The following is a 24,877-nucleotide window of genomic DNA, read 5'->3' as shown; positions in this document are numbered from 1 at the left end:
GCGCTAGAGGGGCCAGCCGGCGAGGGTAGAGCTCAGTCCTGCCCTCGCCGGCTCGCCCCTCTAGCGCTCAACGCTTCAGTTGCTCACCCCTCATGTCCCTCTCCCCTCATCCTTGCCCTGCCTTACCGCACGACCATGCGGATCGCATACACCGGCACTATACGCCCCGCGCCCACAGCCTGCAGCCGAACAGTGACGCTCCCCTTCCCTGCGGTCAGCGCAGCCGGCACGTCGTACACCGCGTCATAGAAAGCCGATGCCGCCTGGTTCGGCGCATAGTGTCCCACGCTCGTGCCGTCGACCAACACGTCGAAGTTCCCGAGCGGTGCCGGCAACCCCGGCTCGACAAAGTACGTAACCACAAGCGCCATTGGTGCAGTCGCACTCACCGGCAGGTCGTACGAGAACCATCCGGTGCCGGCGCGATTCGTGCGACGCTCGGCGCGTCCCACCACCCGATCTTTCGGGTCGCTCTGGTAGTTGCGGTCGCGCTCCGACGCGACGTCGCCCACTTGCACCAAGCCCACCGTACTGGCGACCAGTCGCGCCGCCGCCGCGCGCGCTGCCGCCATTTCGCCCACTCGACTTTCGAACTCGGCGGGCGTCAGCAGGTCGTAGTACAGCGAGTAACGGCGTCGATGCGTGCGGTAGAACGGCGTGAGCGCTATGTCACCAGCGACGGCCCCATCAGTCGCCCGTCGCGGTGCACCGGTAATGCGAAAGTCACCGCTTCGCGCCGCCGGCACCACGAAATCACCGGGCTGCCGGGAACTCGACACGAGCATCGGCACTTCGGTGCGCGGTGTGGTTTGCGCGTTCTCCGGCGTGCGGCCAATTCGTGAACCCACTTCGCCAGCCAGTGCGAGCGGTCCCCACATGATGGCCGTGACCTGCGGATTGTCGGCGGTAGGCTCCAGGTGCAGTGACTTGGGAAGTGTCACCGATACCGTATCGCCCGACTTCCAGGTGCGCGTGATGGAGACATACCCGCTCGATACCACTTCCGACTCGTTGCCGATGCCCCCGGCGCGACCACCGGCCACCGGATCGTTCAAAGTGGAGAGCTTGGGTTGTTCCAGCGCGACGCCATTGACCGCGATGGCGAAACCGTCGCCTGCCCAGACAGGGCGACGCACTGCCAGCGTGAACGACTTGGGCGTGGGAACGGTGACCCGAATGGTGGCCGAGTCGCCATCGGGGAAATTCGTGTCCATGGTGAGTTGCGCCTTGGCCACCGCGCACTGCGCCGTGGACGGCACAAACAGATTCACCCACACGGTATCGCTTGACTCGTAGTACACCCCCAGGCCGTGCAGGGCGTGGCTTTCCATACCCGATCCCACGCAGCAGGTGAAGTCGCGCAGCATGTCCTGATACTCCTGCTGTTCACTGCGCCCGACCGGCACCATGTACGAGGTGCGCCCATCGGTGGGGTCAATGGACGCGAGGATGTGGTTGAACAGCGCCCGCTCGTGAAAATCGGCATAGGCACCGTCCGGTCGCAGCGAGAACAGTCGTCGCGACAGCTTGATCATGTTGTACACGTTGCACGTTTCCGCCGCGCGACCGTCCACCCGGGCGCTGAGCTTGTCGGGTGGCCCGAAGTACTCATTGAGCCCGTGCCCGCCACTGGCGTAGCTGTGATGCCGAGCCACCCGATCGAAGAAGAACGACGCTGCCACGATATCGTCCATGTCGCCGGTGTAGCCGTAGCGCGCCGCCGAACCCATGAGCTTGGGAATCTGGCAGTTGCCGTGCTTGCCGGAGAGATTGTCCTGGTGCCGCTTGAGCGGTGTGGTGAATGCCTGATGCTCAAACCGACGGGACAACGCGAGCCACCGCGCGTCACCGGTGTCAGCGTACAGGTCGGCGAGGATCTCGTTCATCCCGCCATGCTCGGTGTTGAGCATGGATTGCATTTGCGTTTCGGTCAGCGGCGCCAGCACCTGTTCAGCCCACGCGGCGAACTTGATTTCCACCTTCAACGCCAGCGCACTACCGGTGTGACGGTAGGCATCCCGCAATCCGGCGTATGTCTTGTGCAACGTGTACCACGGTGACCAGAGACCATTCAGGTCGAAGCCGCCCGACTTGATCTCCCCTTTGGACACTTTTGCGAACGCCTCGCGCAAACCTTCCAGTGCGCCCACGTATCCGTCGCCGTTCACGCGCTGCACTTCGTCAAGCTCGCGCACGATATAGTCGGCGCGCTCCCTGAACCGCGCATCGCCGGTGGCTTTGTACATCAGCGACACACCCGACAGGTGATGGCCCGCAATGTGCCCGGTGAGATTCCGCCCGCCGCCGTCCCAGCCGGTGTACGGTTCCGCCTTCTGCGTGAGTCCTGCGCGCACGCGATAGTACGCCAGCATGCGATCGGGTTCGAGCGACAGCAGGTAGGTCGCGGTGAGATCCTGGGCCTGCTTGAGCGGCCCGCCCGTTACGCGTACGCGTTCCAGGGGCACGGGCTGCGCGCGCACCATACGCCGCTCGAAGGCGAGCGGTGCGGTATCAGTCTCGTTGAGGCGACCCAACGTGTCAGGCGCTGATTCCGTTGCCTCGGCCTTGGTCAGCAGTGGGCTCAGCGTGAAGGCCGCCGTCGTGGCTGCGGAGGCCTTGAGAAATGTGCGACGATGAGAGTCCATAAGTGCACCACAAGGTGAAGGCGAGTGTTCAACTGCAGACGCACGCGGCTGCCGGGAAACTATTTCCCCCGCAGCCGCGCCACCAGACCATCGACCCCATTGGGAAACTGGTCGTTGGCAAACCGATCGTCATCACGCACCGCCCGCTTGAGACGGGCCAGCTCGGTCTTGAGTGTGGCGGTAAGCGCGGACAGGCCGGGCTGCCCATACAGGTTGTGCAATTCGTACGGATCGTTGACCAGATCGAACAGCTCGTACTGATCCTTGGTCCAGAAGTAGATCAGCTTGTGCGTTTCGGTGCGGACGCCGTAGTGCGCCCGCGTATTGTGATCGCCCGGGTCGTGGTAGTAGCGATAGTACATCGACGTGCGCCAGTCGGCCGGCGTGCGCCCGCGCAGCACGGGCAGCAGACTCCGTCCCTGCATCTCGGGCGACGCGGGGAGTCCCGCGACGTCAAGAAACGTGGGCGCGAAATCCACATTGAGCGCCATCGCGTTGCTGGTGGTGCGCGGCGCAATGCCCGCCGGCCAGCGCACAAGGAACGGCATGCGGATGGACTCCTCGTACATAAAGCGCTTGTCGAACAGCCCGTGGTCGCCAAGGAAAAACCCCTGATCGCTGGTGTAGATGACCATGGTGTTCCGCGCGAGGCCACTGGAGTCCAGGTATGCCAGCAGGCGTCCCACGTTGTCGTCCACCGACTGCACGGTGGCCAGATAGTCCTGCATGTACCGCTGGTATTTCCAACGGATCAACGGCTCGCCTTTCAGGGTGACGGTTTTCCCTTCAAGCACCGTGGTGACGGAATCCGGCTTGATGGCACGCCACTGGTTGAGGGCCGGCCCTGCCAGGCCCGGGGGCGGCACCATCTTGAGATCTCGGTTGGTGAGATCGGCCGCAACCCGTTGCTGGTTTTCGTGCAGCGCATCGGTGCGCGTGGCATATGTATCCCACAGTGTGACCGGCTCAGGAATTCGTTGTCCGGCAAACTGCGCCGCGTGTGCCGAGTCCGGTTCCCACGGACGATGCGGCGCCTTATGGTGCACCATGACAAAGAACGGCTTGTCGCGTGGTCGATGCCGCAGCACCTCCAACGCGCGATCGGTAATCACGTCAGTCGCGTAGCGACCCGTATACGTGGACTCGCCCGTGGCCGTGTAGAACACGGGATCGAAATACACGCCTTGACCCGGCAGGATTTCCCAGCGATCGAAACCCACCGGATCGCTGCCGAGATGCCACTTGCCGATCATCCCCGTGTAGTACCCGCCCTGCTGCAGCAATCGCGCCACCGTCATGCGCTCACTGTCGAACCGATTGAACACGGTCACGCCGTTCACATGCGAATACTGGCCGGTGAGGATGGCCGCCCGGCTTGGCGTGCAAATGGAGTTCGTGGCAAACACACGCGTGAGCATGGCGCCTTCGCGGGCCAGGCGGTCCAGATTGGGCGTCCGGTTGACACGTGATCCATAGGCACCGATAGCGTGCGCGGCATGGTCATCCGTCATGATGTACAGAATGTTCGGACGAGTGACCCGCGGGCGCTGGGCCGACGCCTGGATCGGCACGTGCACGACCGCCCACATGACCAACAAGGCGTGCCACTTCATGGTGCCTCCTTACGGTTTCGCCGCGACGAACCGGATTCCTTTCAGCGCTTCGTTCTCGTGCGTCAGTTCAACCGCGCCGGCCGGGAAGCCGTTGAAACGCAGCATAAAAGCAATCACGTCGGTGATCATCGGTCTGGCATAGACACCCGGCGTATCGGTGGGCATGGACGTGCGCACCCGCTCATGCAATTCGTCCAGCGTCTGGCCGTTCCAGCTGCTCATGAATGCGCTGCCGGTCAGCGCCGGCGCTTCGTCACCGCCCGCCAGCGTTTCGCGATGACACCGCGCACAGGTCTGATTGTATGACGTCTGCCCACGCGCTGCCTGCTCGGCGGTAAACACGCTGTCCCAGGTGGACCGATCACGCGTGCGCGACGGCACGCGCGGGGTCGTTCCTCGCGCACCGCTGGCCAGCGCGGGGACCACCACCAGCGCGGCAAACAGGCCCACGGCACGACGTGCCAGTGACCTCCCAGCGTGCCAACTCACCGTGGGCCGGCCGTTGGCAAACGAAACGCGATGTACTCGCCCGAATACGGACCGCCACTGACCGCCACCACGATGTACTGGCGTCCGTTCACGGCATACGTCATGGGTGATCCGCTTTGCGGTGCGGGCATCATCACGCCGCCCACTTCCTTGCCGCTGGCTTTGTCGTACGCGCGCAGCATCGCGCCGCGCGGACGCGGTGCGACGGTGGTGACTTCCGGATCACCGGCAATCACCAGCGTCTTCGTCACCAACGTCCCGACACTGCCCGCCTGACCCGTGCGTGGCACAGTCACACCCTTGAGCGCTTCGTGATTGCGAATCGCGTCGGGGGTCTCACCGTGGGGCACCTGCCACACGATATCGCCACGATCGAGATTGATGGCCGAGATCGTCCCGTAGGGCGGTTTAAGCAGCGGCAATCCCTGCACGGTGAATCCACCGCCTCCGCGCCCACCGCCGGGCTGTGGGGCGAAGCCGCGCACGTAGCGCATATCCGACGCCCCCGGCGGCGGCACCACCAGCCCAAGCGGCGACGGCGAGGCGTTGGTTGCCGACACGTACAGCATGTGCGTGTCCGGATCGTACGAGCCACCAGGCCAGTTGGAGCCGCCGTTGGTGGGACCATTCGTGAAAGTGGCCAGTGGCCCTTCTGATTTGCTGAGTACCGGCGGCGTGAAGATGGGTCCCAGTTTGAAACGCGAGGCCATCGCCACGCCTGCGTCCTTGAGCGCCGGCGTGAAGTCAATCAGATCGTTCAGCGTGACGCCGTTGCGCGCATAGGCAGCCGGTTTCGTGGGCATAGGCTGTGTGGGCGCATACCATTCGCCGGGCACCTCGCCCTTCTCCACGGCCCGCTCCTCGAAGGGGAATACCGGCTTGCCGGTGACGCGATCAAACATGTACAGAATGCCCTGCTTGGTGGGTACCGCCACACTCTTCACCGCTTTTCCGTCAACCGTGATATCGGCAAGAATCGGCGCCGCCGCGAGATCGAAATCCCAGATGGGATGCCGTACCATCTGGTAGTGCCACTTTCTCACGCCGGTACGCAGATCCACGCACACCAGACTTTCGCCATAGAGATTGTTGCCCGGACGATGGCCGCCGTAGTAGTCGCCGGTGGGCGACTCGACGGGCAAATACACCAGCCCAAGTTCCTCGTCAACGGTGATCTGCGTCCACACACCTGTGTTGCCGGCATTGTCAGCCGATCCATCCAACCACGTGTCGTAACCAAACTCGCCTTTGCGCGGAATGGTATGAAAGGTCCACAGCTTCCGGCCCGTGCGCACATCAAAACCGCGAATGTCGCCCTTGTTGTTCCGATATGACTTGGGCGCGCCCCCCTCACGGAACGCGGCACCGATGATCACCACATCGCGCCCGATCACTGGCGCACCCTGATAGCCGATTTCACCGGTGACAAGATCCGGCAACACCGGCGAGTCCATGTCCTTCTTGAGATCCACCGCACCGCTGTCACCGAAGCTCAGAATGCGCGCACCCGTACGCGCGTCCAGCGCCACCAGTCGATACCCGGGCGTGGTATACAGAATGCGCGCGCTCTTGCCATCGGTCCAATACGACAGGCCACGGCCGGAGAGCGGGCGTGGAGCCGCGGCCCCGCGTTCGCCTTCGTTCTCGCTGTGCATCCACAGCAGTTCGCCCGTCGTCGCGTCGAGCGCCACCACCGCCCGTCGAGTGCCGCCGGTGGTGTACAGCACGCCCCCCACCATGAGTGGTGTGCCTTCCAGCTTGAACTCCGGACGCGGACCCAGTTGATCGGTCTTGAATCGCCAGGCCACCTCCAGCGTGCCGAAATTGGCGGCGGTGATCTGGTCCAATGGCGAATAGCGCGAGCCACGCGTGTCACCGGTGTAACTGGGCCACTCGCCGCTGGCGGTGCTGAACGACTTGCTTGCGACTTGCTGGGCCGACCCAAGCGCCGGCGCCACGATGAACGCAGCAGCCAGGGCAAGCGACGGCGCGAAGGATGAACGCGTACGGAAGGTCACGGGGGAGGTATGCTGGTGGGGATCGAGTTACGGCACGGGCCTACGGGTCGCCTTGGCCTTGCGGTCGGCCACCATCTTGTCGAATTCGGCTTGCTCCAGATACGTCACGTCGATCCAGTTGTGCGCCATCTCGTCGACGGTACGGTCACCCCAGCCCACCCACTGTGCGGGATCCGGATTGTTGGGGTTGGCTGCGGTGTTGTCGTGCCACGCCGTGAACGCCAGCATGGTGCCCTTCGGTAACAGCGGCGCCACCTCGGTGGCGTAGACATAGTTGATGTGCCAGTTCCACTGGAAATTGCTGACGGCACTCAACACTTCCTTGCGACCGTCCGGATAGATGGCCTCCAGCGACATGGCCTTGCCGCGCATGTGCATATGCGGCTGGAAGTTTTCCAACCGCGCGGGCGCCGGCAGCACATAGAAGTTTTGCGTAATCGTCTTCTCGTTGGGCGGGATATCCAGATCCGATCCGCGCGACAAGTCGAACATCCGCAGTACCGTCCGATGTTGCGGGACGAAGCCTTTGGGATAGAAATACACGGCCATCTCCACCTGGCTGTCCTTGATCTCCTCGCCGATGGCATGCATGTGCACTTCCCAACGAATCTGGGAGCCTGGCAGCATCAACTTGCCGGCGTCCTCCGGAAAGATCTGTCCCGTCTTGCCAACGGCCCACTCCATGAACAGACCCGCATTGGACTGATGATCATGCGCGCTGCTGGCCAGGCCCGTCACGCCGTCTTCCGGCTGCAGCAGATAGGCCAGCACGTGGTGCACAATCTTGCGATCGTTCGCGCGCACCGGCTTCACCTCGATAGCCCTCACCCAGCGCGGTTCCGTGACGCCGGTCTCCACGACGGGACGGTACCACTTGTCCTGCGTGCGTGGTGCCAAGGTATACGGTTTCGACCGGATCACGAGATCGGGTGCGCCCAGCTTCTCGGCCAGCTGCCAACGGTTCGGATCGGGAAATTTCACGGCCGGTGGCATGTCCTTTGGATCGCCCAACGGCGTGCCCGCATCGACCCAGTTCACGATGGTGGCCACCTGCGCATCACTGAGACTCCGATCGTTCTTGAACTGCTGAATGCCAATCGTGCGATCGATGTGCCAGGGCGGCATCAGCCGTTCCGACACCTTGGTGCGGATGCGCCGCGCATACTTCTTCGCGTCGTCGTAGGTCAGCAGCGACATCGGCGCGATGGAGCCGGGCTGATGACACTCCTGACACTTCTGCTGCAGAATCGGCGCGACATCCTTGCTATAGCTGGGCGCCATGGGAGTGCTTGAGGCAGACGCGAGCGGATTCTGCGCGACCAGCGGCACCGCGCTGAGCGACAGCAGCAGCGCACCCGCGGCGAGGTCGCGGCTACGAGTCACCATCAGTTGCGACACGGGTTTGTTCATCAGCATCCTCGTCGTGTGAGCGATCATGGAGTCACCGTCACCTTGATGAAGCCGTTCGACCAGCAGCATTGCGAGTGTCCGGCGCTGGCCACGGCGGAATCGTTGGCGCGCACGCGCACCAGATAGTCACCGGCGCGACTGAATGTCGCGGTGGTGGTGCCGGTGCCACCGGTCGGCGTCAGCCGATTCGTGGGCGAACTGAACGACACGTCGCCTGGGCCCTGATGCTTGAACCAGGTCAGGTCCACTGGCGTGCCAACCCGTACGCCATTGGCCCCAGTCGCACCGGTCTTCGCGTCGTCCTTGACGGTCACGGTCACGTTGAGCGGCTTGCCGACGGCGATGGTGAGCGGCCCGACGGTGATCCCCAGCGGCCCGCGGCCCTCGGGACCACCCGCGGCAAAACTCAGCCCGGGCGGTGTGTTGTCGGCGCTAGCCTCCCCTTCCAGGGCATCGATCTGCCAATCCGGATTGAGACTCCCCGGGATGGCAAACGTCTGTCCGCGGTCCTTCAAGGTCCACACCACCGTTTTCTGGCCGAAGTCGGCCGGCACGACCACGGCGAACACGCCCCAGTGCCGTCGCGGCGAAAACGCGGATGGCTGCCCTTGATTGGCCGGACCGGGCGAGACGAAGTTCTCGTCGCCGATGGGCACATTCAGCTGCTCCATCGCATTCCGGTTGTAGTAGCCGAACGACAGGCTGTACGTGCCATCGCTATTCCGGTACCAACCCTCGAACACCGGCGTGACACTTTGGCCGCTGGGACTTGTCGGCGCCAGCGAGCGTTGCGCCCTGGCGCTTTGGGGGGACAGTACGGCGCAGAGCACGAACAGTGCCCGAACCACGACATGCCGGTAGTGCACGAAACCTCCAGCCAACGGGGGGGGATTTGCTGGTCCAATTACGGGCACAAGTGGGCAACCCGCAAGCGTGGGTGACGGTCGGACCGCGCACCCTGGCCGGAGTCCAGTTTTTTCCGCCCTTGTGGGTATCCGTTTGGGGTGGTTGACTAGGCGAACCACGCCCCATGCACGCACCACGCAGAGGCCGCTCACGATGAAAACTCCGGCATTCGCCTTGCCCGTCACGCTGGTCGTTGCGTGGTATCTGCATGTGGTGAACCGGGCCGGCAACGGTCCCGGATTCCAGTGGCATCGTGTTCCGGGCAACGCCAGCTTCACGGCGTTGCTGACCGGAGTGCTGTACCTGGTGTTCGTGGTGGTCGCGGTGGTCGTGGCGTATGTCACTCACGTGCGCCGACAACCGGTCAGCACCACCAGCGTGCTCGCACCAGTCGTCCTGCGCCTGGCCGCTGTCTATGTGATCGCGGTCTTGGTTGGCGCGGCGCTGGGCGAATGGTATTGCGTCGCCGACGAGCGCGCGTTTCAGCGAGAGACGGTGGAGTATCTCGCGCATGCGCCTCCGAATCCGGTAACGCCCGACCCGCCTCTGTATTCTCGACCCCGGTGGTGGCCGGGCAATGCGCAACTGCTCGTCAGTCCCACCGCGGCGAGTCGCTGAGCAGAGGCTTCACCGACCGCAATTCGCTCAGGACGGGTCTTTGGTGCGAGTCCGCGTGACACCGGTGAAGATTCCGGCACCAACCAGGATCACGCACCCGATACCCACGTAGAGCTGGGGCACATGCATGGTAAGCAGCGCCCACGCCACGCCGCCGATAGAGATGAGGGCGCCAAGAAGGTACAGTCCGAATGACATTTGAGACTCCGTAAGGAATTTGACCCACACTGCGTCCGTTGAAGCTACCCAATGCACGGGGTGACAGCTACGGCGTGGTCACGGGCTCAACCGATCGTGGCGAGCCCAGCCAGCGATGAAACCGATCAGGGCCGATGGTGGCCGCATTGACTACTTGACCGCGCGTTCCGTGAGCTTGAGCGTGCCCGCCTTCTCCATCGCTCGCAAGTAGGACATCAAGTCGTCCAACGACAGCGGCTCGAATTCTCCCGTGAGAAAATCACGGATCTCGAGCGCCGTCATCTTCCGGTTGAGCAGCGCATTCAGTTCGCCCGACATGTGCTGGGGAATCTTGCGTTGCGCGGCCGCGACGTCGGCATTCTGTGGACCGCCGAACCCGCCACCACCACCACCGCCACCGCCTGGCGCGCCGGCAGCCGGCGCGATCCGCTCGACGGTCAGGCGCGCCGCCTGCTTTTCCAGATCGCTTTGCACCGGCTCGGTCGCCGATACCCTCCACGTCGCGGCCGCGAGGCGAAACGTCGCCGTCACCTCGGCCAACAGTGCGGCAGTACGTGCTTCGACAAGCGGTTCATACACCGCCAGTCGCTTCGCTCCACTGTCCGGATTCGCGAACAACACCCCGCTGGACTTCACCACCGCCTTCTCGATATTGGACTGATGACGCACCGTCGCCCTGGCGTCTTTGTACGCTTGCGTCAACTGCGGCGCCGACGTCACGTCTCCGAGATAGCCGAGGGCCTTGCGCTGATTCGCCGCCATGCGCTCGGCACCGCGACCGAGCGCGTCAGCGGCCACGCGAAGCGCCATCGGATCGTCGGCCGCCGCCAGCACGGTCATCGCGCCGATGCTCACGACCGCCGCGCGCTTGAACATGGTAGGATCGAGCTTGTCGGGCGTGTCCTGGCTGGAGTGGTACCAGTAGTCCGGCCAGGTGTTGAAGATGACGGCCGGGATGCCGTGCTGCATGTAGGTCGCATGATCACTCGCGCCATAGTACTTGTCGACCTTGATGTAGAACGCGTCCCGGCTGCCATTGGCCGACACCACGGGATCGACCGGCGCGTAACCATTGGCGCGATACCGCACGCGTTCACGACTGATTTCGGCCACATACTCCAGGAAGTTCTGCGCCACATCGTTGAGGAACGACGGATAGCTGTCGGGCGTGCGCATCAACAGCCAGGTGGCGCCACTGGCCGTGAGTCGCAGCCCTTCCATGTCGTAGTTCAGATCGGCAATGATGCGCTTTTCAAGATCCTTGTGCGCGTTGAGCCACGCGTTGGTGCCGCTGATTTCCTGCACCCAGAGAAAGTGGATGGTGCGTTTGGGCCTGGGCAGCAGGCCCTGCTTCACCAGGTCGATGTACGCGCGACCCATCTCCAGCGTCATCGCGGCGCCGGAGTTGTCGTCATTGGCGCCCTGTTTGATGAGGCCTTCGTACACATGCGCCGACACGACGATGTCCTGCTGGGTACTGCCGTCGCCCTGAATTGTGGCGTGAATGACTTCCTGCCGTCCGGGAAACGTCTGCGCCTGCACGATGGACCGCAGCTTCACCGCTCGCCCGGCGGCCAGCGTGTTCTGCATCTCGCGCGCCACGCGGGCCGAGATCGACCAGCCGAATCCCGCCGGCGTTCCATTGGGGCCCGCGGCTCCGATACTCGATGAGATGAACTCATCCGGCTGGTCGTCGGCGCGCATGAGACTGTAGGTCATGATCCCCACCGCGCCGCGTTCAAACACGCCGAGTCGCTGCAGTGCCGCCGCGCCGGCGGAGCCGAGCACGATTTTCCCTTTCACGTCTTTCCCGGCGTAGTCTTCGGCGCGACCGCCATTGCCGACATCAACCACATCAGCGGTGATGTCGCCATTGGCGGAGTTGCCGGCCAGCGCCACCGGGGTGTCATAGATATCAAACAGTTTGCGCGGCTTGGGTTCGACCATCCATAACTGCCCTTTGGTGGGCTGATAGAGCTGACCGCCCGAGGGGAACGACTCGACTTCGACCGTTGAGTAGCCGTATTCGCGGGCAAACCGCGCCATGACCTCGCTCTCGCGGAAATGTCCATCGGCGCGATACTCGCTGAGTGGACGCACGCGCTGGTACGGCACCAACTCCAGCAGATGATGCATGGCCCGCTCGCCCGACGCTTCGTCGATGATGGCCCGCATCTGCCTCCAGTTGAGCAAAGTGCGGTCTTCGGCCTCCTGCGCCCCCAGCAGCACGGGTGTCGAGCACAGGGCAACGGCGGCAATCAGGTGACGGAGCGTGAGCGATGTCATGCGACAATGGAGGGAGGTGGGGATGGCGTGCCGAGGATGCCGCCTACAACTTGATGCTATGGTGGGATGACCGGGAACACCACTGTGTGGAGGTACCATGGGCCCGACAACAATGGATTCGAACGCCCGTCTCTCCGAGTTGCTTCACTCGCGGGCGTTGGCGACGGCGCCGAGACGTCTCCTGCTCGATCTGGCGGGCGGCACGGTGGTCACGGCGGCCGCCCTCTGGCTGCGCCCCAAGGGTTGGATGGCGCTCGTGAGCGCCGGTCTGTGCTTCGCCCTGTACGGCCTGTGGGCGTTTTCCGAGCGATATCTGGCGGCGGACGACTGGACGTCGTCCGCGCGCGTGCGACTCGGCATGCGCATCGTGCACATGGCGGCGAGCGGAATGGGGCTCGTCGCCTTGGTATCGCTCCTGTTTTCCCTGCTCGGCCTGACGCTCGGCACCTGGATCAGCTGAACCCGCTGGCCCATCGTCCACGCAGCGCGATCTCGCACAGCTCCGACGGTCGCGTGGGATCATCGGCGTCGACAACGACATAGACGGACTGCGTCGACGTCTGCGACCGGAGAACGCCCTCCACTTTCTCGCAGAACGGCCGGCCCGATTGGTCGGTGATTGTCGTGCAGCGCACGCGGCCATCGCGTTCAATGACGCCCAACACCGAACCGGTGACCGGTCCGTCCGTCGATGCATCATCGGATTGCTCGGCCGTCGCGGAATACAACACCGCATCACCAAGGATGGTCGCGTCGGTGAATCCCAAAGGCGTACCCGCGAGGTCACCCAGGGCGTATTGGGTGATGTTGTCGGGCGCCGGCGGCACGGCCCGCTCGGCATCGCGAAGGTAGACCAGCAGCGATCGCAGTGGTACGTCACACGTAGCGTTGAGCGCGTGCAACCCGTCGCGTGATTTGCCGTTCCCTCGCCCGAAGAAGCGCACGGCGTCCGCGACCACCAAGGCGCCTTCGATGTTCATGTCGCTGCCGGCAAACGCCGTCTCCAGTTCCAGCCGCTCGTAGAAGCTCGACGCGTCATGCACTGCGACTCTGGGTGCCTCCGCCTCCCACAGATCCACCGCCACCACGTGTCGCCGACGTCGCTTCGATCCCGAGCCGAACGCCAGCAACGTCGGGCCGCCTTCACCGGCAATCGCCACACACGCTTCCAAATCGAGCTTGAACTTCTTGTTGCCACGGAGGTCGTCGAATTGGCGTTTCCCGCCGTCGCCGCGCGGCAGCACGATGGCCTGAGCATCGCCACCGTGCGCGTCGATAAGCGCCACGAAGTTGGCATCGTCCTGGATCAGGGCAATCTGGCCGTTTACCCAAGCCAGACTGGACGCGGCTCGAATGTGCGCGGGCCGATCCGCGCGTGCATCCGCACCAGCGGTATACATGAGGGACCGACGTGAGATTACTACCGCACTGAGGTTTTCGTCGTGTTCGGCGCTTCGCAGGATGGGCATGGAGGCGCAAGGTCGCATACGCGTTCGGGAACCGCTATCCCGGAGGTGCTGAAACCGGGCAACTTTTCCCCCGTCATGGGTGTCTTACGGTGAGTTTGAAATTCCCCGCCTGAATGTCGCTCCCCTCCCCCCCCGCGACGACTCATGAAATTGCTGCGTGCCGCATTCCTCTCGGCGTTCCTCTGGAACGCGCCGCTGGTCGCGCAGGGCGCGCCGCCTGCTGACACCGCCAGGGTAGAACTGATTCGGGTCTTTCTCGATTGCCAATCCAGCGGCTGCGACGACGATTTCTTTCGCACCGAGATCACCTGGGTCAACTTTGTCCGCGATCGCACGGCGGCCAACGTGTTCGTCCTCGTGGCCTCGCAGCGCACGGGAAGCGGCGGATCGCAGTTTTCCATCAACTTCGATGGTCAGGGCACCTTTGCCGGCGTGCGCGATTCCCTGGGGTATACCACGCGCCAGGGGAACACGGACGACGAGAATCGACGGGCACTGTCGCGCACACTGGCCTTCGGCCTCCTGCGATTTGCCAGATCCACGCCGGTAGCCGATCGGCTGCAATTGACCTTGAGCTCGAGCAAGTCGGATGCACCGCCGGCGGGCGCACGCGGTGCCGCTGACCGGTGGAACCTGTGGGTGTATTCCGTCAGCGCGAACACGTTTGCCAACGGTGATGCGAACTACAAGAGCGCCAATGTATTCGGCAATTTGTCAGCGCGCCGTGTCACCGAGGCGTGGAAGCTCAATCTCAATACGTACATCAACTACTCGGAAAACAGTTACAAGCTGAGCAGCGGCTCCATCGCCAATTATCAGCACTCGTACGGTGCGTCCGGCGAGGCCGTGAAATCCATCAATGACCGATGGTCAACCGGGATCACCGGCAACGTCAATTCATCCAAGTACGAGAACTACCGACTGTCGGTGCAGGCGATGCCCGCCATCGAATTCGACCTGTTCCCGTACAAAGAGGCCACCCGTCGCCAACTCGTTGTACGGTATGGCGTAGGCGTGCGGTCCTTCCAGTACGACTCCACGACGATCTTCGGCAAACTGCGTGAGACGCGTCCGGCGCATGAACTCATCATCGCCGCCGAGGCGCGGCAGAAGTGGGGATCTCTGAACCTTGGACTGGGCGGCAATCAGTTCCTGGACGATCTCGACAAGCGCCGACTGAGCATCAACGGCGGTGTCAGCTGGCGTATTGTGCGTGGTCTCGAGTTCAATGTGTTCGGTTCGTACGAGGTGTTGCGCGACCAGCTCAACATCCCGCGTGGCGAGCTTGACGACGCGGACATCCTGATTCGGCTTCGGCAGATTCGCTCGGGGTACAACTATTTCGGCAGCGTGGGATTGAGTTATACGTTCGGTTCGCTGTTCAACAACGTGGTGAATCCGCGGTTTGGCGGCGGCGGCGGGCGGGGCTTCACGATGCGCATGTAGGGCGCCAGCGACCGAGGGCCGCGCATCCGTGTGATTGGGCGCGATTTGCTGAGACTTGAGCGGTGAAGGGCCGGAGGGGTGGGCAACGGAAGCGTTGCTTACTCCTCCGGCCCCTCACCGCTCCAACCCCCTCGGCGGACGGCAGTCAACGCACCCCGGCCAAAGTCTCAGACAACTTCTGCGACAACACCCCAGGGTAGTGCGTCCAACGCTTCTTGGTTGCGTACGGCCACGCCATACCGCAATCTCTCCGCATGACATCCACCGCTGATAATCGCCGAGCAATCGGAACGTATCTGGTCCTCGTCTTCGGCCTCAGTTCCATTTTCTACGCGCTGATCATTCACGCCGGCCAGATTGGGGCGGCCAACGGCGCGTACGTACAAGGGCTGATGTGGTGCCCGGGTATCGCGGCACTGCTGACTTGCCGACGAATGGGCCGATCTGCGCGTTCGTTGGGCTGGACGTGGAAACCCGGCTTTCAGGTCGCGAGCTACGTCATTCCGGTCGCGTACGCCACCGCGGCGTATGTTCTCGTGTGGCTGAGCGGGCTGGGCGGATTTCCCAACCATGCGGTGCTCGATCAGATCGCGAAAGTCGCCGGCTGGGGCACCATGCCGGCGGGACTCACGCTCGCCTGCTATGTGTTGCTGCGCGGCACCGTCGGCATGGTGACATCCACGGCGACGGCACTGGGTGAGGAAATCGGCTGGCGCGGATTTCTGGTGCCGGAACTGGCGAAGGTCACGTCCTTCACGGGCACCGCGTTCATCAGTGGCCTCATCTGGGCCGTTTGGCACTTCCCGCTCCTGCTGTTTGCCGACTACAACAACGGCACACCAGCATGGTACGGCCTGTCGTGTTTTCTGGTGCTGGTGGTGGCCATCAGTTTCGTGTTCGCCTGGATGCGGCTCAAATCAGGCAGCCTGTGGACGGGCGCCTTCCTTCACGCGGCGCACAATCTGTGGATCCAGTCGATTTTCACGCCACTCACGACAGATACCGGTCGCACGAAGTGGGTGATTGACGAGTTCGGCTTCATGCTGCCGCTGGTGGCGATATTCGTGGCGATGTACTTCTGGCGGCGACGGGCGGAGGTCGAACGCGCAGCGTCCTGATGCGCGTATCAGGAAAACGCCGCCCGAAAGAAGCCGGGCAGCTCGATAACAAACGGCTCCGACATCCCCTCCGGTTGCCACGTGACTTCCTTGCTGAGCACATCGCCGGGATCGTCGCGGCCGCGCCACCGTGAGACGTTGCGTGCGTCGGGATTGAAGATCCAGTACTCCCCCACGCCCTCACGCAGGTAGAGGTCGCGTTTGACCTGATAGTCGAGCAGCGGATTGCTGGGCGACACGACCTCCACCGCAAGCAGCAGTTCGTGCAACTCGTACGGGTACGCCGGACGTATTCCGTCGTGCTTGCGCACCACAAAGACGTCGGGCTGCACCCGATTCCGGCGGCGGTCGCCGCGCCGCACATCCGACGGCGAGACCATGGCCTTGCCAATGCCGCTGCCCATCAGGTAGTCGCGCAGCAAGCCGTACAATTCGCCAACGATGTCCTGATGCCCTTCGCCCGGCCCGGGCGTCACAAACAACTCTCCGTCAATGATCTCGTAGCGCTGCCCGTCGTCCGGCAGCGCGTCGAGCATCTCGACGGTCCAATCGTTGATGGTCGCTGGCATACCCATAGGTTATTCCACTCGGCGGGGAGATGGCAAGTACGCATCGCACAGAATAGCCGCACCAGGTTGGCACATCGTCACCCAATTCGCGCACCAGCGGCGAATTCGCCGCCACGCATGTGCCGTGCCTACGTGCCGCCTGAGTTGCCGATGCGCGCGCGCAGCCGCTGCACCTGCTGATCGAGCAACGACCGCTCGTTCGTTCGTTCCTTGCTGACACGACTGGCGATGGCCCGCGCCGTGGCCTCGACTTCCCGCTGCGCGCGGCCCCGAATGAAACCCATGCCGGCCAGGGCGGAGCCGGGCACCACCAGGTTGCGATAGGTGAGCAACGTCCCGTCGCGATACGGCTCAAAGCGCGCCTCACCATCAGCGGCCTTGGTTGAGCTTGCGCGCACCAGCGTCCATGCGACGCGATAGGTGCGCTGGCCCGCTTCGACCGTGCTCGTCAGATGATTGCGCACCGTATACGACTCGTCCGAGACGACGGGAACGCCAATCACGTAGTCCACTTCCGTGGTAGCCGAGTCCACCACGCGACTGATGCGCGACTGCTTGACGTTGGGCAGGAAGGTGCGATGACGGTCATAGTCCGCAAAGACGGCCATCGCCTCTTCGGGGCTACCTGAAATGAACTGGTAGACGGTCACGCGCGGCCAGCTTGACCCCGACACCGTTTCGGCCTTGACCACCTGACGACCGGAGTCAATGGCTGCGCGTTCCGCCACGCCAAGACTTTGCGCATGAATGCGGGTGGCCCAGAGCAACATACTCCCCAGCACGATCGTTCGACCCGCGTGATTCACATGTTCCTCACTCTGGTGCAGCAGGACGTTCAGCGGGCAAGGCGTCGAATACGGCAATCTGGATTGCGATTCGGTCCTTGCGAACCTCCGGCCGAAGTATAGATGATTGAACGCATGACGCGCACCACCATCTGGCGACTCGCGTACTATCTCTTCTTTGCCGTCATTCTCGGCACGGCTGCTCTGAACATGCGGCAGGTGCGTGGCGGATTCTGGACGAACCATGCTGCCGACGTGTTCGTCCCGGCCTGGCTGTACGTGGCATCCCGAGGGCTGCACTCCACCACAGGCCGAACAACGCTGATCCAGCGCACCATTGGCCGCACTCCCGAAATTGCCGCGCTCACGCTCTTCGCGGCCAGCGCGGCGACGGAAGTCTCCCAGTACTACTGGCCACACGGGATGTTCCCTGGTCGCTTTGACTGGTATGATCTGTTGTCCTACGCGGCAGGCCTCATGGTGTGTTTTGCCGCTGACAAGTTGTGGCCCATCAATGGCTAGGGATCACTCTCTTCCGTCCTACCCGCCATGCGCACGCGCTTCGCTCTGAACGGTCTTCTCATTGCGCTTGTTTTCGGCGCCGCCCCGGTGGCCGCGGAGCCGGCACCTGCCGCCGTTCGCGAGTACGAACGGACGTTCCCCACGTATCCATTCAGCGATCCGAATCCGATTGCCATGGTGGGCCGCATCTATCCGTATTTCCGATTCGACGGGTTCGCGGCCACCTCCACGCCGCAGTCATGGAAAGTGGTGGAGCTCGAGAACGACTACATCAAGGTGATGATCCTGCCGCAGATTGGCGGCAAGATCTGGAACGCCGTCGACAAGCGCACCAATCGCCCGTTCATCTATTTCAATCAAGCCGTCAAGTTCCGCGACATCGCCATGCGCGGGCCGTGGACCAGCGGCGGCATCGAAGCCAACTACGGGATCATCGGCCACACGCCCAACGTGGCCACGCCGGTGGACTACGCCATGCGCACGAACGCCGATGGCAGCGTAAGTTGCATCATTGGCGCGCTCGACTTGCTCACGCGCACGCCGTGGCGATTGGAGATCCGGTTGGCGCGAGACGAGGCCGCATTCAGCACCACGTCGTTCTGGTACAATGCGTCGCCGTTGGAGCAACCGTACTACTCGTGGATGAACGTCGGCATCCCCGTGAAGGGCAACCTGCAGTACATCTATCCCGGCACCAGTCAATTGGGGCACGCCGGCGAGCATGGACCGTGGCCCATCAACCGTCAGGGCCGCGATCTCTCGTGGTACAACAACAACGACTTCGGTGGCTACAAGTCGTACCACGTGTTCGGACAGGCCACCGACTTCTTTGGCGCGTACTGGCACGACCAGGACTTCGGCATGGTGCGCTATGCGCCGCGCGACGAGAAGGCCGGCAAGAAGATCTGGATCTGGGGCTTGTCCCGGCAGGGGATGATCTGGGAACAGCTGCTGACCGACACCGACGGACAATATTCCGAGGTGCAATCCGGACGTCTGTTCAATCAATCGGCCGAAGGGAGCACGTTCACCCCATTCAAGCATCGCGGGTTTGCGCCGCATACGGCCGACCGGTGGACCGAGTACTGGTATCCCGTGGCCGACACCAAGGGGATCGTGGCCGCGAGTCGCGTGGGTGCGCTCAACGTCACGCCGCTTGGCGACCGCATGGTTGTCGCGCTGTCGCCTGCGCTGCCCATTGCCGACACGCTGCGCGTCTTCAACGGCGCGCGCCGGCTTTACACGCGGTTCGTCTCTCGCCAGACGCTGCAGCTGTTCGTGGACACGATTGCCCTGAGCGGCGCGGCACGGGACAGCCTGCGCGTGACCTTTGGCACTGACCTGTTGGTCTATCAACTCGATCCGCGCAGCGGCGCGCTGACCCGGCCACTGGACACGCCGACAAACTTCAACTGGAAGTCTGCGTACGGCCTGCATACCCGTGGCAAGGAGTGGTTGCGCCAACGCGAGTATGCGCAGGCTCGCGTGTACCTCGATAGCGCGCTGATGCGCGATCCGCATTACGTACCGGCCCTGGCCGACCGCGCGATGCTCGCGATTCGCGACATGGACTACGACGCCGCGCGTCGCGATGCCCGGACCGCACTCAGCATCGATACCTACGATGGTGCCGCCAACTACTACTACGGCATCGCCAACCGTCGCCTTGGCAACGTGGCCGACGCGCAAGATGGGTTCGAGATCGCCGCTTCGTCGCCAGAGTATCGCGGTGCGGCCTGGACGGAGCTGGCGCGGCTTGCCTCGGCACGGGGCGACTTCCTGTCATCCGCCCAGTATGCCCACAAGGCCCTCGCGGTCGACGCCGACAATCTCGACGCTCTGGGCGTAGCGCTTGTCGCGGCGCGCCAGGGTGGCGACGCGCGCACCCATGAACAAATGTTGGCACGCCTCGAGGCAGCCGATCCGCTCAGTCATCAGGCGCGACTGGAGCGACTGATGGCGCACCGCGATCCGGCACTCACCACCACGCTCGCCGCTGGCATTCGCGCCGAGCTTCCAGAACAGGTGTTACTGGATCTGGCGGCCTGGTACGTTGACGTCGGTGAACCGCTCGTGGCCCGGCAAGTGCTGGAGGCCGCCGGCGATCATCCGGAAGCGCTTTACTGGCGCGCGCATTTGCTGACGCTCAGCGGACAGCCCGGCGCGGCGGCTCTGGTGGAGCGTGCCAACACGCAGTCCGCCGCACTCGTGTTTCCCTTTCGCCCGGAGATTGTGCCGGCGTTGCGCGCGGCCGTGGCGGCGTCGACACACTGGAAGCCGCGCTACTATCTGGCGCTGGCGCTCTGGAGTGGCGGACAACTGCCCGAGACCGAAACCCTGCTCAACGGCCTTGGCGGGCAACCGGACTTTGCGCCGTTCTATGCTACACGCGCATCATTCCCCGGCCGAAAGGCGGCCGACGCGCAGCGCGATCTCGAACGCGCCGCCTCGCTCGATTCATCCGAATGGCGCTACGGCAAGCTCCTTACCGACCACCTGCTCGCGACCGGCAATGCCGCATCCGCTGCGGCGGTCGCGCGCCGATATCACGCCCGCTTTCCGGCCAACTACATCCTGGGTCTCACGCTCACCAAGGCCTTGGTTGCGGCACGTCAGTTCCGCGATGCCGACAAGCTGCTCAGTACGCTGGAGATCCTGCCTTACGAGGGCGCCCGTGACGGACACGTGCTGTATCGACAAACCAAACTCGCGCTGGCGACAGAAGCGATTGCCGCGAAGCAGTGGGACGTTGCGCGGGCACACATCGCCGCCGCGCGCGAGTGGCCCGAGCGACTGGGAGCCGGCAAGCCATACGACGCCGACCTGGACGAACGCCTGGAAGATTCCTTGTCCGCGGTTGTCACCAGGCGCAGTGGACAGCTACCCGCGACGACGGCACTGTCCACGCAGCCAGGCGCCAATGCACTTCGCTACGGCGTCGGGTCCTGGGTGGCCGACTCGCTTGGCAATCACCGCGCCGTGGTGCGCGTGGCCAGCGCCGCAGACGTGGTGTTTGCGCACATACCGTGGCGACGTCGGGACCTCAGGCCGGAGGTCGTCAATCTGGTGGTGATGTCCGCTGCCACTCAACAGCGCGTCCGCAACGTGACGCGTCTGGACATCAACCGCGAGTTCGGCGACATCGCGTTTCAGGCAACCGCGCCCGGTGAGTACTACGTCTACTACATGCCGTACACCGGGACGTTCACCTCGAACTACCCGAAGATCACCTATCGCGTACCGGAGCAAACCGCCGACCCGGCGTGGCTGGCCCGCCATGGACTCAGCGGCACCCCCAGCGCCGCAACGGCACGCGCCTTTCCGGCGGCCGCGATGGTCGGCTTCGATGCGGTCAACGAGTTCTCGCGCTTCACGCCCATGGAGTACATCGCGGGGGCCGCCGAACGCGACGCGCTGCGCGCCCAAAACCCGGCGGCGCCCTATCTGGCGTTCGCCGAAGATCGCTCGCTCTCCATCCGCATGCAGGAAGACATCCCGCAGGTGTGGGCTGAACGTGGGGCGTTCCAGCCGTTCCGCGGCACGGCCACGCGCGGCGAGTATTACACGTTTCAAATTGGCGTCTGGGCGCACCGGGCACCGGTCGATTTGCTGCGCTTCCGGTCGAGTGCGTTCACGCGACGCGGCGGCACACAGTCCATTCCCGCCGCCGCAGTCACGGCATTCAATCTGGAAGGCACCGACTGGGCCGGGCACCGGTTCGTACGCTCCGTGCGCGTGGATTCGGGCCGCGTGCAACCGCTGTGGTTTGGCGTGGACGTGCCCACGCGCGCCGTGCCGGGCGATTATGACGGACGGATCACGTTGTCCAGTCGAGGCAGCGCCGATCGCACGATTCCCGTGACCATTCGCGTCTCGGCGTCCGTGGCGGTGAATCACGGTGACGATTCCCCGGCCGAGCTGACCCGGCTGCGCTGGCTCAACTCGCAGAAGGCCGCGGATGACAGCATCGTGGCGCCATACACGCCGATGCGCCTGGTGGGTAACACGGTGTCGCTGCTTGGTCGGTCGCTCACCTTTGGCGCCGACGGGATGCCCACCAGCATCCGGTCGTTCTTCTCGCCCAACAACACCGCAATTGGAACGGCGTCTCGCGAGATCCTGAGCGCGCCGATGCGATTGGTGGTACGCGACTCGGCCAATCGTGAGATCGCCTGGAGCGGTGCGGCTCCGGTCGTCACCAAACGCGCGGTTGGTGCGGTGGCATGGGAAACGAACAAGACCGCCGGCGCCCTGCGACTGCGGTCGCACGCCACGCTGGAATTTGACGGCACGGCGGAATACACGGTTGCCGTGAAAGCCGTCCGTCGCACCTCACTGAGCACCGTGCAGTTTGAACTTCCACTGCAGGCCGATGCGGCGAAGTACATGATGGGGCTGGGCCAGAAGGGCGGATTCCGTCCCGAGAACTTCCATTGGACGTGGGACGTCGCGAAGAAGAACCAGGACGCCGCCTGGCTGGGCGATGTGAACGCCGGCGTGCAGTTCACGCTCAAGGATGAACACTACGTCCGCCCGTTGAACACGAATTTCTATCTGTCCAAGCCACTGATTGCCCCCACGTCGTGGGCCAACAACGGCAAGGGCGGCTGCGACATCGTGCGCGAGGGTGAGCGCGTGCTGGCGTCGTGCTATAGTGGAAGTCTGGTCATTGAGGCCGGCGACTCGTTGCGTTTTGATTTCCGGCTCATGATCACGCCATTCAAACCGCTGGATACCAAGGGCCAGTGGGCCACACGGTTCTTCCACGCATTTGTGCCCGTGGACTCCGTCAAACAGCGGGGCGCCAATACCGTGAATGTGCATCACGCCAACCGCGTGAACCCGTGGATCAACTATCCGTTCATCGAGACGGCCGCGATGCGCTCGTACATCGACTCGGCGCATGCGCAGGGGCTCAAGGCCAAGATCTACTACACCGTGCGCGAGCTCACCAATCACTCGCCGGAAATGTTCGCGTTGCGTTCACTGGGTGATGAAGTGCTGTCGCACGGGCCTGGCGGCGGGTTCTCGTGGCTGCAGGAACATCTGGGCAGCGACTACATCGCCGCATGGCACGTACCGGCGAACAAGGACGCGGCCGTGGTGAACAGCGGTGTCTCGCGCTGGCACAATTTCTACATCGAAGGATTGGACTGGCTGGTGAAGCACGAGAAGATCGACGGTCTGTATCTGGACGACGTGGCGTTCGATCGCCTCACGATGAAGCGGGTACGCAAGACGCTCGACCGCGGCAATCCCGGCGCCCTGCTCGATTTGCATTCGGCCAACCAGTACAATCCGCGCGATGGTTTCGCGTCCAGCGCGAATCTGTATCTCGAACACTTTCCGTTCATCAACCGGCTCTGGTTTGGCGAGTACTTCGACTACGACTCGCGTCCGGACTACTGGTTGGTGGAAATCTCGGGGATCCCGTTCGGCTTGATGGGTGAGATGCTGGAGAAGGGCGGCCATCCGTGGCGTGGCATGACGATGGGCATGACCGCGCGACTGCCGTGGGCCGGCGACCCAACGCCCCTGTGGAAAGCGTGGGATGATTTCGGCATCGCCCAGAGTCGCCTGCAAGGGTGGTGGTCGGGCACCGACCCGGTGAAAACGAGTGACGCTGACATTCTCGCTACCACGTGGATCAAGCCGGGCTCGGCGATGGTGTCACTGGGTTCGTGGCGCGATGTTGATACCAGCGTGCAACTCACCATCGACTGGAAGGCACTGGGCCTCGACCCGGCGCGCGCACGGATACGCGCGCCCGCCATTGCCAACTTTCAGGATGCGGGAAGCTGGTTGCCCGGCGCACCCATCACGGTGCCCGGAAAGAAGGGACTCCTGCTGATCATCGAACCATGACCCTGCAATCCGTACAACTCCTGTCGGTCGTCACTGTGTTCGCTGTTTTTGCGGTGGCGGAAGTGCTCATCGGGAAGTTCTTCGCGCCCGAGGCGTCTACGGAAGACAACCGACTCGACCTCGCGGTTGGCGTAATGTTCCCCGTGGTATCGGGACTCGTATTCGCCGCCGCCCAGGCGCTGTGCGCGTGGCTGCTGCCGAATGCGCGCGACGCCTGGGCGCACTGGTCGTGGTGGCAAATGGTACTGATGCTGCTGGTGGCCGACGATCTCACGCAATATCTGTGGCATCGGTTGTCGCACACGTCGTTCATGTGGCCCCTGCATCGCGCCCACCATTCGGCCGCGTACATGAGTGTGCGCGTCGTGTATCGCAACAACGCGTTCTACTACGCGCTCATGCCGGGGCTGTGGTTGAGCGGTGCCCTGCTCTATCTGGGATTCGGTTGGATCTTCGTGGGGTACAGCATCGTCAAGCTCACGGTCATCATCGGGGCGCACTCGGCGGTGCGCTGGGACCGCTTCCTCTACCGGTATCGCGTCTTGCAGCCGGTGGCGTGGGTGCTGGAACGCACCATCTCCACGCCGGCCACGCATTTCGCCCATCACGCGCTCACGCAGGATGATGGCATCGGGCATTACATCGGCAACTACGGAAATTTGCTGTTCCTGTGGGACGTCTTGTTCGGGACGGCGCTCATCACGCGTCAGTATCCCCCGGCGTACGGGTTGAAGGACGATCGGCGGCATGGTTCGGAGAAGTGGTATGCGCAGCTGTTGTTCCCGGTGTTCCGGTCGAAGCGGGCAGAGACGGTGCTGGGGCACGAGAAGCATGTGCCGATTGATTGAGGGGCGCTCGGCGGGGTCGATCGCATAGGCCGAACTGCTTTGCCGCGAAGTTCGCCAAGGACGCGAAGTACA

Annotated in this window: 18 protein-coding genes; 7 read left to right on the top strand and 11 right to left on the bottom strand. The window is 63.6% G+C overall.

Annotated features, from left to right (window positions below; translation table 11 throughout):
* Nucleotides 1–122: 122 nt before the first annotated feature.
* From IPP90_09940 to IPP90_09915, 6 genes are all read right to left on the bottom strand, one after another.
* Entirely contained in the window at nucleotides 123–2,645 is a 2,523-nt protein-coding gene (locus tag IPP90_09940; protein MBL0171035.1) for a glycoside hydrolase family 127 protein, read from the bottom strand.
* Nucleotides 2,646–2,704: 59 nt separating this feature from the next.
* Nucleotides 2,705–4,258, bottom strand: coding sequence for a sulfatase (locus IPP90_09935; GenBank protein MBL0171034.1), 1,554 nt, complete (start codon nucleotides 4,256–4,258; stop codon nucleotides 2,705–2,707).
* 9 nt (nucleotides 4,259–4,267) lie between these two features.
* Nucleotides 4,268–4,708: a cytochrome c gene (locus tag IPP90_09930; protein ID MBL0171033.1), complete on the bottom strand. Its 441-nt coding sequence runs from the start codon at nucleotides 4,706–4,708 to the stop codon at nucleotides 4,268–4,270.
* 35 nt (nucleotides 4,709–4,743) lie between these two features.
* Nucleotides 4,744–6,723 (bottom strand): PQQ-binding-like beta-propeller repeat protein, encoded by a 1,980-nt coding sequence (locus IPP90_09925; protein ID MBL0171032.1) that lies wholly within the window; start codon nucleotides 6,721–6,723, stop codon nucleotides 4,744–4,746.
* A gap of 69 nt (nucleotides 6,724–6,792) precedes the next feature.
* Nucleotides 6,793–8,202, bottom strand: coding sequence for a hypothetical protein (locus IPP90_09920; protein ID MBL0171031.1), 1,410 nt, complete (start codon nucleotides 8,200–8,202; stop codon nucleotides 6,793–6,795).
* Nucleotides 8,199–8,918 (bottom strand): hypothetical protein, encoded by a 720-nt coding sequence (locus tag IPP90_09915; GenBank protein ID MBL0171030.1) that lies wholly within the window; start codon nucleotides 8,916–8,918, stop codon nucleotides 8,199–8,201. The genes IPP90_09920 and IPP90_09915 overlap by 4 nt, the downstream gene beginning before the upstream one ends.
* A gap of 316 nt (nucleotides 8,919–9,234) precedes the next feature.
* Here IPP90_09915 and IPP90_09910 point away from each other — a divergent pair, with 316 nt between their 5' ends.
* Nucleotides 9,235–9,699, top strand: a complete 465-nt coding sequence (locus IPP90_09910) for a hypothetical protein (GenBank protein ID MBL0171029.1) — start codon at nucleotides 9,235–9,237, stop codon at nucleotides 9,697–9,699.
* Nucleotides 9,700–9,726: 27 nt separating this feature from the next.
* Here the strand turns inward: IPP90_09910 and IPP90_09905 are convergent, their stop codons facing one another.
* Both IPP90_09905 and IPP90_09900 read right to left on the bottom strand, forming a co-directional pair.
* Nucleotides 9,727–9,897, bottom strand: a complete 171-nt coding sequence (locus tag IPP90_09905; GenBank protein MBL0171028.1) for a hypothetical protein — start codon at nucleotides 9,895–9,897, stop codon at nucleotides 9,727–9,729.
* A gap of 150 nt (nucleotides 9,898–10,047) precedes the next feature.
* Entirely contained in the window at nucleotides 10,048–12,183 is a 2,136-nt protein-coding gene (locus tag IPP90_09900; GenBank protein ID MBL0171027.1) for a M28 family peptidase, read from the bottom strand.
* Between the two features lie 97 nt (nucleotides 12,184–12,280).
* Here IPP90_09900 and IPP90_09895 point away from each other — a divergent pair, with 97 nt between their 5' ends.
* On the top strand, nucleotides 12,281–12,643 hold the full coding sequence (locus tag IPP90_09895; protein ID MBL0171026.1) for a hypothetical protein: 363 nt from the start codon (nucleotides 12,281–12,283) through the stop codon (nucleotides 12,641–12,643).
* On the opposite strand, the gene IPP90_09890 is transcribed toward IPP90_09895, so the two are convergent.
* Nucleotides 12,636–13,652, bottom strand: coding sequence for a hypothetical protein (locus IPP90_09890; GenBank protein ID MBL0171025.1), 1,017 nt, complete (start codon nucleotides 13,650–13,652; stop codon nucleotides 12,636–12,638). The genes IPP90_09895 and IPP90_09890 overlap by 8 nt on opposite strands.
* Before the next feature lie 144 nt (nucleotides 13,653–13,796).
* On the opposite strand from IPP90_09890, the gene IPP90_09885 reads away from it, so the two are divergent.
* Nucleotides 13,797–15,098, top strand: a complete 1,302-nt coding sequence (locus IPP90_09885) for a hypothetical protein (GenBank protein ID MBL0171024.1) — start codon at nucleotides 13,797–13,799, stop codon at nucleotides 15,096–15,098.
* A 254-nt stretch (nucleotides 15,099–15,352) separates the two neighbouring features.
* Nucleotides 15,353–16,216: a CPBP family intramembrane metalloprotease gene (locus tag IPP90_09880; protein MBL0171023.1), complete on the top strand. Its 864-nt coding sequence runs from the start codon at nucleotides 15,353–15,355 to the stop codon at nucleotides 16,214–16,216.
* A gap of 8 nt (nucleotides 16,217–16,224) precedes the next feature.
* Here the strand turns inward: IPP90_09880 and IPP90_09875 are convergent, their stop codons facing one another.
* Both IPP90_09875 and IPP90_09870 read right to left on the bottom strand, forming a co-directional pair.
* Nucleotides 16,225–16,791 (bottom strand): Uma2 family endonuclease, encoded by a 567-nt coding sequence (locus IPP90_09875; GenBank protein MBL0171022.1) that lies wholly within the window; start codon nucleotides 16,789–16,791, stop codon nucleotides 16,225–16,227.
* Between the two features lie 122 nt (nucleotides 16,792–16,913).
* Nucleotides 16,914–17,591 carry a hypothetical protein gene (locus IPP90_09870; GenBank protein MBL0171021.1) on the bottom strand — a complete coding sequence of 226 codons (678 nt, stop codon included), beginning with the start codon at nucleotides 17,589–17,591 and terminating at the stop codon, nucleotides 16,914–16,916.
* Nucleotides 17,592–17,693: 102 nt separating this feature from the next.
* On the opposite strand from IPP90_09870, the gene IPP90_09865 reads away from it, so the two are divergent.
* The 3 genes from IPP90_09865 to IPP90_09855 are packed head-to-tail and all read left to right on the top strand — an operon-like array spanning nucleotide 17,694 to nucleotide 24,805.
* A complete protein-coding gene (locus IPP90_09865) occupies nucleotides 17,694–18,092 on the top strand; it encodes a hypothetical protein (protein MBL0171020.1) in 399 nt (132 codons plus the stop codon).
* Between the two features lie 27 nt (nucleotides 18,093–18,119).
* Nucleotides 18,120–23,957 (top strand): DUF5107 domain-containing protein, encoded by a 5,838-nt coding sequence (locus IPP90_09860; protein MBL0171019.1) that lies wholly within the window; start codon nucleotides 18,120–18,122, stop codon nucleotides 23,955–23,957.
* Nucleotides 23,954–24,805 carry a sterol desaturase family protein gene (locus IPP90_09855; GenBank protein ID MBL0171018.1) on the top strand — a complete coding sequence of 284 codons (852 nt, stop codon included), beginning with the start codon at nucleotides 23,954–23,956 and terminating at the stop codon, nucleotides 24,803–24,805. The genes IPP90_09860 and IPP90_09855 overlap by 4 nt, the downstream gene beginning before the upstream one ends.
* The last annotated feature ends 72 nt before the right edge of the window (nucleotides 24,806–24,877 follow it).

It is taken from the genome of Gemmatimonadaceae bacterium, assembly GCA_016720905.1.
Classification (GTDB): Bacteria; Gemmatimonadota; Gemmatimonadetes; order Gemmatimonadales; family Gemmatimonadaceae; genus Gemmatimonas.
The sequence above is the reverse complement of the archived record's forward strand: the minus strand, read 5'-3'. Positions and strand labels throughout refer to the sequence as shown.

What these genes read in the sequence shown, in the direction of transcription:
- IPP90_09940 (MBL0171035.1), bottom strand. Translation starts at nt 2,645, where the DNA reads ATGGACTCTCATCGTCGCACATTTCTCAAGGCCTCCGCAGCCACGACG.
- IPP90_09935 (MBL0171034.1), bottom strand. Translation starts at nt 4,258, where the DNA reads ATGAAGTGGCACGCCTTGTTGGTCATGTGGGCGGTCGTGCACGTGCCG.
- IPP90_09920 (MBL0171031.1), bottom strand. Translation starts at nt 8,202, where the DNA reads ATGATCGCTCACACGACGAGGATGCTGATGAACAAACCCGTGTCGCAA.
- IPP90_09910 (MBL0171029.1), top strand. Translation starts at nt 9,235, where the DNA reads ATGAAAACTCCGGCATTCGCCTTGCCCGTCACGCTGGTCGTTGCGTGG.
- IPP90_09905 (MBL0171028.1), bottom strand. Translation starts at nt 9,897, where the DNA reads ATGTCATTCGGACTGTACCTTCTTGGCGCCCTCATCTCTATCGGCGGC.
- IPP90_09900 (MBL0171027.1), bottom strand. Translation starts at nt 12,183, where the DNA reads ATGACATCGCTCACGCTCCGTCACCTGATTGCCGCCGTTGCCCTGTGC.
- IPP90_09895 (MBL0171026.1), top strand. Translation starts at nt 12,281, where the DNA reads ATGGGCCCGACAACAATGGATTCGAACGCCCGTCTCTCCGAGTTGCTT.
- IPP90_09890 (MBL0171025.1), bottom strand. Translation starts at nt 13,652, where the DNA reads ATGCCCATCCTGCGAAGCGCCGAACACGACGAAAACCTCAGTGCGGTA.
- IPP90_09885 (MBL0171024.1), top strand. Translation starts at nt 13,797, where the DNA reads ATGAAATTGCTGCGTGCCGCATTCCTCTCGGCGTTCCTCTGGAACGCG.
- IPP90_09880 (MBL0171023.1), top strand. Translation starts at nt 15,353, where the DNA reads ATGACATCCACCGCTGATAATCGCCGAGCAATCGGAACGTATCTGGTC.
- IPP90_09875 (MBL0171022.1), bottom strand. Translation starts at nt 16,791, where the DNA reads ATGGGTATGCCAGCGACCATCAACGATTGGACCGTCGAGATGCTCGAC.
- IPP90_09865 (MBL0171020.1), top strand. Translation starts at nt 17,694, where the DNA reads ATGATTGAACGCATGACGCGCACCACCATCTGGCGACTCGCGTACTAT.
- IPP90_09860 (MBL0171019.1), top strand. Translation starts at nt 18,120, where the DNA reads ATGCGCACGCGCTTCGCTCTGAACGGTCTTCTCATTGCGCTTGTTTTC.
- IPP90_09855 (MBL0171018.1), top strand. Translation starts at nt 23,954, where the DNA reads ATGACCCTGCAATCCGTACAACTCCTGTCGGTCGTCACTGTGTTCGCT.